The sequence below is a fragment of the Labrenzia sp. PO1 genome (genome assembly GCF_012273635.1).
In the GTDB taxonomy this organism is placed as follows: domain Bacteria; phylum Pseudomonadota; class Alphaproteobacteria; order Rhizobiales; family Stappiaceae; genus Roseibium; species Roseibium algicola.
In genome coordinates this window covers 140963-153676 of record NZ_JAAXCR010000006.1, presented here as the reverse complement: position 1 = coordinate 153676, position 12714 = coordinate 140963, and the positions used below count along the sequence as shown (strand labels likewise).

Annotated in this window: 12 protein-coding genes; 3 read left to right on the top strand and 9 right to left on the bottom strand. The window is 59.8% G+C overall.

Features of this window, described 5'->3' with window-relative positions; translation table 11 throughout:
- Positions 1-26: 26 nt before the first annotated feature.
- The 9 genes from HCG46_RS25965 to HCG46_RS25925 all read right to left on the bottom strand — a co-directional run bounded on the left by HCG46_RS25965 (position 27) and on the right by HCG46_RS25925 (position 9723).
- Positions 27-1358 (bottom strand): tetratricopeptide repeat protein, encoded by a 1332-nt coding sequence (locus HCG46_RS25965; RefSeq protein ID WP_168687880.1) that lies wholly within the window; start codon positions 1356-1358, stop codon positions 27-29.
- Between the two features lie 115 nt (positions 1359-1473).
- Positions 1474-2136, bottom strand: a complete 663-nt coding sequence (gph, locus tag HCG46_RS25960; protein ID WP_031268069.1) for a phosphoglycolate phosphatase — start codon at positions 2134-2136, stop codon at positions 1474-1476.
- A complete protein-coding gene (locus HCG46_RS25955) occupies positions 2133-2687 on the bottom strand; it encodes a thioredoxin family protein (RefSeq protein ID WP_075281999.1) in 555 nt (184 codons plus the stop codon). The genes gph and HCG46_RS25955 overlap by 4 nt, the downstream gene beginning before the upstream one ends.
- Before the next feature lie 266 nt (positions 2688-2953).
- A complete protein-coding gene (locus HCG46_RS25950; protein ID WP_168687879.1) occupies positions 2954-3757 on the bottom strand; it encodes an ATP-binding cassette domain-containing protein in 804 nt (267 codons plus the stop codon).
- Positions 3754-4632, bottom strand: a complete 879-nt coding sequence (locus HCG46_RS25945; RefSeq protein WP_022997714.1) for an ABC transporter ATP-binding protein — start codon at positions 4630-4632, stop codon at positions 3754-3756. Before HCG46_RS25945 ends, HCG46_RS25950 begins: the two co-directional genes overlap by 4 nt.
- A complete protein-coding gene (locus HCG46_RS25940; RefSeq protein ID WP_022997713.1) occupies positions 4629-5480 on the bottom strand; it encodes an ABC transporter permease in 852 nt (283 codons plus the stop codon). Before HCG46_RS25940 ends, HCG46_RS25945 begins: the two co-directional genes overlap by 4 nt.
- Positions 5473-6483, bottom strand: coding sequence for an ABC transporter permease (locus HCG46_RS25935; RefSeq protein WP_055659064.1), 1011 nt, complete (start codon positions 6481-6483; stop codon positions 5473-5475). The genes HCG46_RS25940 and HCG46_RS25935 overlap by 8 nt, the downstream gene beginning before the upstream one ends.
- Positions 6484-6583: 100 nt before the next feature.
- On the bottom strand, positions 6584-8113 hold the full coding sequence (locus tag HCG46_RS25930) for an ABC transporter substrate-binding protein (RefSeq protein ID WP_168687878.1): 1530 nt from the start codon (positions 8111-8113) through the stop codon (positions 6584-6586).
- A gap of 50 nt (positions 8114-8163) precedes the next feature.
- Positions 8164-9723, bottom strand: coding sequence for an NAD(P)/FAD-dependent oxidoreductase (locus tag HCG46_RS25925; RefSeq protein ID WP_168688022.1), 1560 nt, complete (start codon positions 9721-9723; stop codon positions 8164-8166).
- A gap of 120 nt (positions 9724-9843) precedes the next feature.
- On the opposite strand from HCG46_RS25925, the gene HCG46_RS25920 reads away from it, so the two are divergent.
- The 3 genes from HCG46_RS25920 to HCG46_RS25910 are packed head-to-tail and all read left to right on the top strand — an operon-like array spanning position 9844 to position 12694.
- Positions 9844-10635, top strand: a complete 792-nt coding sequence (locus tag HCG46_RS25920; RefSeq protein WP_031268066.1) for a cyclase family protein — start codon at positions 9844-9846, stop codon at positions 10633-10635.
- An 11-nt stretch (positions 10636-10646) separates the two neighbouring features.
- A complete protein-coding gene (locus HCG46_RS25915; RefSeq protein ID WP_168687877.1) occupies positions 10647-12203 on the top strand; it encodes an NAD(P)/FAD-dependent oxidoreductase in 1557 nt (518 codons plus the stop codon).
- On the top strand, positions 12200-12694 hold the full coding sequence (locus tag HCG46_RS25910) for a MarR family transcriptional regulator (RefSeq protein ID WP_022997707.1): 495 nt from the start codon (positions 12200-12202) through the stop codon (positions 12692-12694). The genes HCG46_RS25915 and HCG46_RS25910 overlap by 4 nt, the downstream gene beginning before the upstream one ends.
- The last annotated feature ends 20 nt before the right edge of the window (positions 12695-12714 follow it).

Genomic DNA, 12714 nt, shown 5'->3' with positions numbered 1-12714 from the left:
CCCAGGCAATCGTCAAGTCGCAGGTGTCAGTCGAAAGCGATGGCGTATTTGCCGCGCCCCAGGCCGGCGTCGAGTGAGACGGACTTCAGGTAGTCTTCTTTGGCCTGGTCGCGTTGGCCCAGTCGCAGCCTCAGGTTCGCACGGCTGTAATAGGCCTTGGCAAATCCGTCGCTGTGGGCGATCGCAGAGTTGAAGTCGTCTTCCGCCTTGTTCAGATGACCGGCGGCAAGATGAGCCTTGCCGCGATTGTAAAGGGCAAGGGGGTGGTTGGCGACAAGCTTCAGGACCACGTCGTAATCGGCAATCGCCGCGGTATAATTTTCAAGTTGAGCCTGGGCGAAACCACGGTTGAAACGTGCAGCGGCGTAATTGGTATTGATCGCCAGGGCTTTGTCGTAGTCGGCTATCGCTTCCCGGTATTGGTCAAGCTTGCGCTTGGCGTATCCCCGGTTGTTGTAGGCTGCGGCATATCCGGGCCGCATCTTAAGAGCGACATCATAATTGGCGATGGCAGCGCCATAATCGCCCATCATGCGGTAGACCAGCCCTCTGTTGTTGTAGGCTTCCGGAAACTCGGGGCGAAGCCGGATGGCAACAGTGTAGCGAAGCAGCGCGGCTGAATAATCTTTCGACTTCGCCAGTGCCAGTCCCCGGTTGTAGTAGGTATTGGCAAGTCGGCGTTGCAATGGCGCTTCGATCAGGCGGAAGTCCTGACAAGCCGTCTGAAAATCCTGCGTCTGGTCCAGGGTAAAGTCGACGTCCGGCCCTTTGCCCTGTTTCCAGTCCGATGCCTTGTGCCCGGTGATGGAATAAACGTAATTGCGGGTTTCATCAGGAAGGCGCCCGCGCCCACGGCGCCAGTTGTCGACACGGTCTTCCCCGGCATTGTAGGCCGCGGCCGCCAGCCCAAGGTTGCCGTAACCTTTAAAAAGATATCCCAGCAAGCGGGAAGAAGCTTCAATGGCTTCCACTGGCTCGAATGAGTTTTCAAGGCCCCAGTTGGCGGCCGTGTAAGGCATGAACTGGGCAATGCCTTCCGCACCGGCCGGGCTGATCGCGTTGGGGTCGAAACGGCTTTCCTTCCAGATCAACTTGGCGAAGAAACCCGGTGGCAGGCCCTGTTTATTCGCTGCCGCCTCGATGGTGCTGCACATCTGCTGCAGGAAGGCAGCCTCGTCCCGGACCGTGTAAAACGGTCCATGTTCCTTGCGCACTGTCTCGGCTGCCGCTCGGGCGGCAAGAACAGGTGCCATGATGACCGTTTCCGCAGGCTCCGCTGCGTAGGAAGACCCGAAACCGGAAAGGCATGCTGTGCCGGCAATCGCAAGGAGGAGAAACTGTCGAAGTGCCTTGGTCAACGCAGGTCCGTCAATCGGGTGAAAGGCGCACGTCATGTGCGGCGGCAATCATAGCTTCCCCGGCAGGCCAGCTCAATGTCTGCACTGAAGGCTGTAAACTTGTCGAAAACCTGTGTCAGGCAGGGGCTGACAACAGGTTCTGCGCAAGTGCCGGAAGGTCCTTGAAGCTCGAAAAGGACACAGCATGCGGAATTTCGGAAATGGGACGTTTGCGGTAGCCTTCGGTGAACAGTGCAAAGGGCATGCCCGCATTGACAGCCGTTTCGGCATCGACCTCGCTGTCGCCGACATAAACGACCGGACCGCCGCCGAGGGACGATTGCAGGTAATGCAACCCGGCCGGGTCCGGTTTGCGCTCCGTCAGGCTGTCCCCGCCGACCAGGCCCTGGAAGTAACGGGACAAACCCAGGTCCTCGATAATCTTCTCGGCGGGCCGCTGCGGTTTGTTGGTGCAGATCGCCAATGTATGTCCAGACTGCAGCAAGTGGTTGAGCGTGGCTTCGACGTCAGGGTAGGGGGCCGTCAGATCGGTCGCATGCGCCTGGTAATCCTCCAGGAAGCTCGAAATGAGACGTGTGCGATCTCGCGTCTGCAGGCCGGTGGCATCGATGATACGGTCAACCAGCGTCGGAATACCGTTGCCGATGAAGGAGCGGATGGTTTCAAGCGGCAGCGCCGGCAGGCCTTCGCCTTCCAGAAGGCGGCATGCCGCTGCATGAAGATCCTGGGCGCTGTCGATCAGCGTGCCATCGAGGTCGAAAATGAGAATCGGATTCATGCAGCCTTCCATTTGATGGAGCATCCCATGGACGGGATCTGGTCTTCCGGTCCCTTGCCCGTTTCTGCAACCTGTCGCATCGCTTCGAACAGATCTCGCCGAAGATCTGCAGGCCCCGTCTCCCTGCGGGAGGCATCAAGTCGCCCACGGTACTGAAGTTCCAGCGCTGAATTGAAGCCGAAGAAATCCGGTGTGCAGACCGCATCATAGGCGCGGGCGACAGACTGGTTTTCGTCAAAGAGGTAAGGGAAAGGGAAGTTTTCCCGCTGTGCAAGTTCTGTCATTTTCTCAAAACTGTCTTCGGGATAGCTCTCGACGTCATTGGCACTGATTGCAGCAACGCCGATGCCAATTGCCTGCAGGTCACGGGCATCGCGCAGGATCCTGTCACGGACGGCAACCACATAGGGACAATGGTTGCAGATGAACATGATCAGCGTGCCCTTGGGCCCGGCAATGTCTGACAGCTTGTAGGTCTTGCCGTCGGTCGCGGGCAATTCGAAATCGGGTGCTTTCCAGCCAAAATCGCAAACAGGCGGAATGGCGGCCATCGTGTCGTCTCCCCTTGGAATGATGCGCTTTGTCAAAAGGATAGAGTAGGTCACCCCATGGAAGAAATGAAGTGACCGGATGGAGGAAATTCGCCAACAGCAAATGGCCGGAGGCCAGCATCCGGCAAGATGGCAAGCGGTGAAAGAGATGATCAACGACCGGTAAAGCGCACTGGCTCGACCCCAGGTAAACGAAGACGCATTCCACGGACCGACCGGACATGTGGCATCGGCCCGGCATTCCGGACCGGTGCCGGGCTATTGTTTCAGAGCCAGGCCTGTTTCGGATCAGGCAGCGGAATTGCGTCGAGCAGCGTGCGTGTGTAGTCCGCTTTCGGATTGGCGAAGAGTTCCGCCGTTTCGGAGTTTTCGACAATCTCGCCCTTGTAGAGCACCAGGATGCGGGTACACAGCCGCCGGATAACTGAGAGATCATGACTGATGAAGGCCAGGGTGAGACCGAGGTCCTTGACGAGGCTCTCCAGCAGGTTGAGCACCTGGGCCTGGGAGGACACATCGAGCCCGGACACGATCTCGTCGGCCAGGATGAAGTCGGGTTTCAGGGCGATTGCCCTTGCTATCCCGACGCGCTGGCGTTGACCGCCGGACAACTCGTGTGGATAGCGGGTCGCGAAATGCCGGGGCAGGCCAACCATGTCGAGTGCTTCGTCGACCCGGCCCTTGATGTTGTCGAGTCCCTGAAGGCGCAGTGGCCCGGCAATGATACCGCCGACACGCCGGCGAGGATTGAGTGAAGACATCGGGTCCTGAAAGATCATCTGGAAGCGCCGGCGCAAGGGCCGCAGGCTGTCCTCATGAAGATGGGTGATGTCAGTGCCTTCAAACCGGATCGCGCCACTGTCCGGTTCGATCAGGCGGATCAGTGCCCTGCCGAGCGTGGATTTGCCTGATCCGGACCCTCCGACAATGCCGAGGACTTCGCACTTGGGAATATCGAAGGATAGCCCTTTCAGTACGTCGATCCGCGGTGCCGCGCCCAGAAGCGGTTTGCGGGACATGTCCGGAAAGGAGACGTGCAGGTCTTTCAGCTCGTAGATGATATTGCTCATGGCCGGGCTCCTGCCTTCAATTGTGCGTCGAACGCAGCCACTTCAGCTTCCACCGCTTTCGTCACGCCTTCCGGTACAGGTGTCAGTGAGCCTTGCGGGTCAGTGTATTTCGGCGTTGCCGCGAGCAGGGCCTTCGAATAGGCGTGCGAAGGCGCGGCAAAGAAGTTCTCGACGGAGGTTTCTTCAATCACCTTGCCCGCATAGAGCACTGTCAGTGACTGGGCTATCTTCGAGACGACACCCAGATCGTGGGTGACGAACAGCAGAGCAGTGCCGTGGCGCTGCTGCATTTCGCGGATCAGCTTGAGGATCTGCTTTTGAACGGTCACGTCGAGCGCTGTCGTCGGCTCGTCGGCGATGATCAGCTTCGGTTCGGCGGCAAAGGCGGACGCAATCAGGATGCGCTGGCGCATGCCGCCGGACAGTTCGTGCGGATAGGCCTTCATCACCCGTTCCGGTGACTGGATGTGGACCTCTTCCAACAGCTCCAACGCCCGTTTCTCGGCATCCGGGCGTTTCCAGCCGAGAATATCCACCAGCCTGTCCGTGATCTGCGGCCCGACACGGCGGGATGGATTGAGCGCGGTGAGCGGGTCCTGTGGTATCAGAGCCGCGCGGGCGCCAATCCGCTGGCGTCTTGCCTTTTGGGAAAGCGTCTGCAGGTCTTCCCCGTCGAGCAGGATCTTGCCCCCGGTCAACCTTGCGGCCTTCGGCAGAATGCCGAGAACAGCCTTGCCGATCATGCTCTTGCCCGCGCCACTTTCCCCGACAAGTGCACGCACCTCACCAGGCTCCACATCAAGCGAGACATGCCGGAGTAGCGGCATGCCGTTCTTCAGCTGGACCGTCAGGTCCTGAATGGACAAAAAGCTCATCGCAGCACCGGATCGAAATGGTCCTTCAGGCCTTCGCCGAGCTGGGAAAAGCTCAGCACCGTCAGGAAAAGCGCGAACAAGGGAAACACGAGAACCCACCAGGCCTGATAGATGGAGGTACGGCCTTCGGCAATCATGCCGCCCCATGTCGGTTGGTCCGTGGAAATGGACAGGTTCACGAAGGACAGGATCGCCTCGACGATCACCGCGATACCCATTTCCAGCGTCAAGAGGGCGACGATGGTCGGCAGGACGTTCGGCAGGATCTCGGTCAGGGCGGTGCCGAAACGGGTGCGGCCGGCAACCTGCGCCGACGCCACATAGTCCATCGCTCCCTGGCTCATCGCTTCAGCCCGGACGACGCGCGCAAAGCGGGTCCAGTCAATGACGACAATGGCAATGATGACGGACATCAGTCCGGTTCCCAGAACCGCAATCAGCAGGATCGCGAACAGAACCGGCGGAAAAGCCATCCAGATGTCGATGAAGCGCGAGATCACCAGATCCGCCCAGCCCCGGTAGTACCCTGCGATCAGGCCAAGCGTTGCCCCGATAAGACAGGTAAGCGTCCCGGCGACCAGCGCCACGATCAGCGCAAGTCTTGCGCCATAGAGCATGCGGCTGAGCACGTCGCGGCCGAGGCTGTCGGTTCCCAGCAAATAGGCCGGGTCGGCGCCTTGTTCGAAGAAGGGCGGCAGACGTCCGGCGAAAAGATCCTGTGCCAGCGGGTCATGTGGGCTGATCAGGGGAGCGAAGACGGCTGCCAGCACCAGAAAGGTGAGCCAGCCGCCACTGAGCCAGAGCCGAAGGCCGGGCAGGCGACGGATATGTCCACGGGCGTCACGCATGGCGCAGCCTCGGGTTCAGGGCGGCATAGGCCATGTCCACCACCAGATTGACCATCGTGAAGAGCAGGGCAAAAATCAGGACGATGCCCTGGATCAATGGCAGGTCGCGGTTGATCACCGCGTCAATCGCCATGTTGCCGAGACCTTCGTAGGAAAACAGGCGTTCGATGATGACCGTGCCGCCTATGAGAAATGTGAACTGGACGCCGATAAGCGTCAGCGTGGGAAGGATCGCGTTCGGCAAGGCATCACGCAGGATGATCGAGCTTTCCGAATAGCCCTTGGTGCGAGCCAGGGTGATGTAGTCGTCGTGCATGCATTCCTTCAGGGATTGCTTGAGGAGCTGCAGGATGATGGCTGCCAACGGGATTGCCAGCGCAAGCGCCGGCATGAGCATGTGCCCCATGAGATCCAGCACCACATCGAACCGGAACCGGGCGAGCGCTTCGAAGAGATAGAAATTGGAGCTGAACTCGAACCCGAGCGAAGGCGATATCCGGCCGGAAATGTGAAACAGCGGCCACAGCACGCCGAACAGCAGGATCAGCGCCAGGCCCCAAAGGAAATCCGGCAGGGACAGCGCGATGCCGCCGGCAACGTCGATCCCGCCTTCCACCTTGGAACCGCGGTAGAGCGTTGCAGTGAGAGCGGCAACACCTCCGATGATGACGGCGATCAGCAAGGCCATGACCGAGAGTTCCAGCGTGGCCGGCAAACGGCCGATCACCAGGTCGTAGACCGGCTGGCGCAGGGTGATGGACGTGCCGAAATCACCCTGGATCACGTTGGAGATCCAGATCACGAACTGTTCGAAGATGCTCTTGTCGAGCCCGTAAAGAGCTTTCAGCCGGTCAATGTCGGCATCTGTCGCCCCGGGCGGTAGCATCATGGCGATGGGGTTGCCAGGAACGACCCGGATGACCACGAACACGATGATCGCGGCCCCAAGCAGGGTGATAAGCGTTGTGATGAGGCGCGTCAGCAGCGCGCGCACGATTTGCATGACGGTATTTGGTCCAAAAATCGGAAAAAGTCGCCGCAACACCCCGGGAGCAAGCTTTAGAGGGTGTTGCGGCGAAGGCGGGTTCGAAAATTCCGGATTTTTAGGAACGCGTCATCAACGCAGGCAGCAGCGCGCCGGAAGCGTGCGGCGTGACCTTGACCTTGTCGCTGTGCAGGATCGGCTGGACATACTGCAGGAGCGGAATGACCAGGGCATTTTCTGCAATGTGGCGATCGACTTCCTTCCAGCCTTCGATACGCTTGTCCTCGTCAGCCTCGCCCCAAAGCGGCAGGATCTTCTGCATCAGCTCTTCGCCATCCCAGACGGAGTGAGGCGAGGGGCCGAACATGGCAAAGCCGGTCGAGGTGGTCGGGTCGCCAATGGCATTGCCCCAGTTGTAGAAGGCTGCCGGGGCCAGCGTATCGGCCGCGCGCAATTCGTAATGCTTGGCGATTTCGTAGACTTCGATTTCCGCCTCGATGTCGATCTTGCGCCACAATCCGACAATGGCCTGAATGATCTCGTAGTCCTTCGGCTTGAAGCCGCGGGTGGTCTGGATCTTGAACTTGACCGGATTGTCCGGACCGAAGCCGGATGCCGCCAGCAGTTCCTTCGCCTTGTCCGGGTCGTAGGGAACGGTGATGGAGGCATCATAAGCGGAATAGTCGGGTGTCTGCAGCGTGTCGATGGGCACGCCGTATCCGGACAGGAGACGTTCGATGATGGTCTTCTTGTCGATGGAATAGGCCATCGCCTTGCGCACGTTTTCGTCCAGCATCGGATCGACATCGTTGATGAAAATCATGCCGATGTCGGAGATCGGGGCTGCGGTGCCGACGATGCCGTCGTTTTCCTTCAGCCGGTCGAATTCCTCGTAAGGCATTTCCAGCGTGACATGCGCATTGCCCGACATCACTTCGAATGTGCGGCTGGACGCATCGGTGACGAACTTGATCGTGACCGTCTTGAATTCCGGTGCGCCGCCCCAGTAGTTCTCGTTGGCTTTCAGCCGGACGAAGGCGTTGCGCTCGAACTTGTCGACCATGTAAGGCCCGGTGCCGATCGGCTTGGCCTCGAAGCCGTCTGCGCCGACTTCCTCATAGTATTTCTTCGGCATCACATAGCCGGTCAGGAAGCTCATCCACTTGAAGATGGTGGGCTCGTATTCCTTGACGTCGGCGGTGATCTTGTTGCCGTCGATCTGGAAGTTGCCAACCTTGCCCCAGATGAACTGGATCGGATTGCCCGTGTCCGGGTTGCCGGCGCGTTCCAGCGACCAGACGATGTCTTCCGGTGTCAGCGGATCACCGTTGTGCCAGGTGACGCCTTCGCGCACATCCATCCAGATCTTCGACTTGTCGTCGTTCCAGCCCCAGCCGGTGATGATGCCCGGTGCAAAGCTGAGGTCCGTGTTCTGATGAATGAACATGTCGAACACGGACTGGTAGATGCCCTGGATGGTTGGGTTGACCGCGGACGGGCCGACCGTCGGATCCCAGCTCGGCAGGTTGACGTTATAGGCGATCACCAGTTCTTCGATGTCGCTGGCGAATGCTACCGGTGTTCCGACGGCTGTCAGCAATCCGCTGGCGGCCGCACTTTTAAGCAGTGTGCGTCTTGAAACTCTCATGGTTACTGTTCCCCATTTTACCTCTGGTGCCGGTGCGTTTGTTTTTGTCGCTATCCGGCAAGTTTTTGTGCAAGCAGATATCCGGGCCCTGCGCCGGTTCCCGCACCGGGCCAGACGGCCGCGCCGGTGTGGTAAAGGTTTCCAACCGGCGTCGTTCCGTCGGCAAAGCCGCGTACGGGCCTGAACATGAAATGCTGGGTCAGATGATGGCTTCCGCAGACCTGGTCTCCTCCGACCAGGTTGGGATTGTCCGCCTCCAGCAGGGCGGGCGATACGATATGGTGGCCGAGGATCTTGGCCCTCGTGCCGGGGGCATAACGTTCCAGAATATCGAGTGCGCGTTCGGCAAACGGCTCCGCCGCTTCGGTCCAGTCGGAGGCCGCAATCTTGCCGGCGGCATCCCCCTTGATGGTGCCGGGTGCCATGCGGACCTGAAGCCAGAGAACATGCTTTCCCTCCGGTGCCCGGCTAGGATCGACGACGGTTGGCTGACCGCAGACAATCACCGGTTCTTCCGGCAGAAGGCCGGCCTGGGCCTGTGCATAGGTTCGTGCCATCTGATCGAGATCCGGAGCCATATGCACATAGGCGAATTTTTTCAGCTCTTCGCCTGCGGTCCAGTCTGGCAGGGCGTCCATGGCAAGATGAATCATCATCGTGCCCGGTGCATGTGCTGATTTCTTCAGGCCGAGGTCATACCGCGCGTTGCCGGTTTCGCCCGCAAGTTTCAGCAAGGCGGATGGGGCGACGTTGGCGATCACCGCCTTGCGGGCCATGATCTGCCGACCGTCCTTGAGCTCGATGCCGCGTGCCTGTCCATTCTCGACGATCACGCGCGTGACTTCTGCATTGCAGGTTAGCGATCCGCCCGAAGCCTCGATCTGCGAAACCATGGCCTTGACGATCGTATCCGCACCGCCCTGACCCAAGACCATGCCGAAGGCCTGATTGACCATGCCTTCCAGGTAGGGGAACAGCGCGCCGCCTGAAATGTCGGGTGCAAAATCCAGATGCATCCCCCAGGCAGCAAGAAGGGCACGCACCTTCGGGGATGTGAAGGTTGTGTTCAGCCAGTCGCGCGGCGAGGATAGCAGAAAGCGGGCAAGGTCCAGCACGCCGTCCGAACCGCTTTTTCGCCACTCCTTGAACAATATATATGCAAATGCACGTTTTTTTGCCGGACTACCCAGAAGCGCGAACAAGGTCTCTGCGCGTCCCGGGAATTCCGACGTCAGCGCCCGCCAGACACGTGCGTCTTCCGGGCAGATCTTTTCGATTCGCGAAGCCGTCGTTTCCAGGTCGTTGCTGACACCAAGCCAGGTGCCGTCCGGAAAAACGGAAGAGAAACAATTGGATGCTGGCGCGAAAGCCAAGCCGTGGCTGCCCAGTTCCTCGGAGTATTGCTTGAAGAAGGCGGAGCCTGCAAACAGGGAAAGGTTCATGGCCGCCCAGTCGTGGCGGTAGCCGGGTAGCGTGTACTCGCCCGATTTGACCGCACCGCCAGGTTCCCCCGCGCGCTCGAAGACACCGACTTTCCAGCCTTGAGCTGCAAGATGAACAGCGCAGGCAAGGCTGTTATGCCCGCTGCCAATTATGACGCCGTCCAACACCTCGGTCACGATCAATCCCCTCCGTCGTTCGCAGAAGATAATTGCAAATACAAATAAATCTGTCTAGCATTGAATTGTGATAACGAGCCGACAGGCCACAGAGGTACAGAGGGAACGATTATGTCTGCAGAGAGCGCGCTCAGCGGGCTTGGAGCTAAACTCCTGTCCGGAGAAGTGGAAGTGGTGGATTGCACGGGCGTTCTGGGTCCGAATACGCCGATCCTGCAACTTCCGCCTGATTTTGCAAAGAATACGCCGAAGGTCGAGATCCACAAGATCAGTGAATATGACGCTGACGGTCCCTTCTTCGCCTGGAACTGGATGGTTCTGGGTGAGCACTCCGGAACGCATTTCGATGCGCCACATCACTGGATTACCGGGAAGGACTACAGCGACGGCTTTACGGACACACTGGATGTGCAGCGTCTGATAGCCCCGGTCAATGTGATCGACTGCTCCAAGGAAAGCGCTGCTGATCCTGATTTTCTGCTGACTGCGGATTTGATCAAGGCCTGGGAAGCCGAGCACGGCGAGATCGGTGCAGGTGAGTGGGTTGTGATGCGCACCGACTGGGACAAACGCGCCGGCGATGAAGCCGCGTTCCTCAATGCCGACGAAGCGGGCCCGCACAGCCCCGGACCGACACCGGATGCGATTGAATATCTGCTGTCGAAGAAGATCGTAGGCTGGGGCAGCCAGTGCATCGGCACTGATGCCGGTCAGGCCGGTGGCATGGAGCCGCCGTTCCCGGCACATAACCTGTTGCACAGGGACAATTGCTTCGGTTTGGCATCGCTTGCCAATCTCGACAAGCTGCCGGCGAAGGGGGCGATCCTGATTGCCGCTCCGCTGAAAATCGAACGCGGCACTGGTAGCCCCATCCGGGCACTGGCTCTGGTTCCGAAAGCCTGAGGCGTCTCGAAATGGCCGCTCCGCACGTAATCGTCGGCTCCGGTATAAATGCCCTCGTCGCGGCAGCAATGCTGTCGCGCAGAGGGGAGCCGGTTCTGCTTCTGGAACGCTCAGACGTCCTTGGCGGCTGTATGCGGACAGAGGAAATCACGCTGCCTGGATTCCGGCACGATGTGATGGCGGCCACCTTCGTTCTTTTCATAACCTCACCTGCCTATGCGGAGTTGGCGGAAGATCTTGGCCGGCATGGTCTTGAATTCTGCCACACGCCGCATCCGACCGCCGTTTTACGGCCGGGAGGCGAGACGCTGAAGCTGACGATGGACCGCGCGGCCAACATTGCCGCCTTCGAAGCCTTCGCGGCAGGCGACGGCAAGCAGCATGCGGCCGACGTCGGCGGTATCGAGGCCGACGCGGAGTTTCTGTTTGCCTTGCTGGGCAGCCCGCTCTGGTCCGGCAAGATGGCGCGCCTGATGCTCGCCCAAGCCTGGAAACGTGGTCTTGGCGGGTTGAAGGCATGGCTCGGTGCCTGCCTGCAGCCGGCTCGCGGCTGGCTGGAAGGAAGCTATCGGAGCGAAACCCTGCAGGCGCTTTGGGCGCCCTGGGTTCTGCACACAGGCTTGACGCCGGAAAGTACCTATTCGGGTCAGATGGGCCGGGTGATTGCTTTTGCGCTGGAAGCTGCCGGCGCACCAGTGGCCAAGGGCGGCTCCGGCTCCGTGCCGGAGGCGTTCCGAAAATTGATTGAGGCCAAGGGTGGCAAGATCCGCACCGGTGTCGATGTCGAACGTGTCCTGGTGAAGGACGGTAAGGCGGTCGGCGTCGAAACGGCAAGCGGTGAAACCATCAAGGCGCGGTCGGTGATTGCCTCCGTCACGCCAACGCAGCTCTATCAGCGGCTTTTGAAACAGGAAGCACTCCCGGAAGCCACGCAGAAATACCGCTACGGTCGCGGCAATTTCCAGCTTCACTATGCGCTGGACGGTGACCCGGACTGGATCGTCGAAGGGCTTGAGGATGTTGCGCTGATCCATCTTGCGGACAGCATCGACAGTGTTTCCAAGTCCGCCAACGAGGCCGAGCGGGGCCTTCTGCCTGAAGTTCCCACGATATGTGTTGGCCAGCCGCATCGTCTGGACCCCTCAAGGGCGCCGGAAGGCAAGGGGGTCCTGTGGCTTCAGATCCCTGACGCTCCGCGCAGGATCAAGGGCGACGCCGCGCGCAAGATAGAGACCGGTCCGGAATGGACCGAAGCAACCCGGGAGGCCTTTGCCGACCGGCTTGAAGAAATCCTGAAGCGGCATATCCGCAACTTCGATCAGATCAAGCTTGCACGGCGGGCTTATTCGCCAGCGGATCTGAACGACATCAATATCAATCTGGTCGGTGGAGATCCCTATGGCGGGGCCTGCAGCATCGATCAGTTTTTCATCTGGCGCCCCTTTGCTCATTCCGTTAATAGCGCCACCCAAATCCGGAACCTGCACATGATCGGCGCTTCGACCCATCCGGGGCCGGGGCTCGGTGGCGGGTCCGGCTACAATCTGGCGAAATGGATGGGTGCATGAGCAACGAGGATCGGACGGACGTCATCACGGAAGAAGCACGTGTGCAGCGGCTTGGCGAAATTGGGCTGGAGAATTTCCCGCCCTATCTGATGAACCGTATCATGGGCCGCTACAACGCGGCGCTGCGTGACGAAATGGCCAATCTGGGCCTGACGACGCCGAAGATGCGTACGCTTGCCGTCTTGTCCGTGATCGACGGCCTGCTGATCCGGGAACTTGCCATTTATGCCGTCGTCGAAGTGTCGACGCTCAGCCGGGCGTTGGACGCACTGGAACGGGACGGGCTTGTCCGGCGCGTTGCCGACAAGGACGACAGCCGTGCCGTCCGCATTCATCTGACGCCCAAGGGGCGCGACACGCATGAGCAGCTCTGGCCGCATCTGGCTGGTGCGTACCGGCAGATGTTCAAGGGCATCAGCGACGCGGACCAGCGGGCCTTCGTCGCCACGTTGCAGGCAATTTTGAAGAACGTGCGCAAGCACCCGATATGAGTTGATCGCGTAAGGAGGGG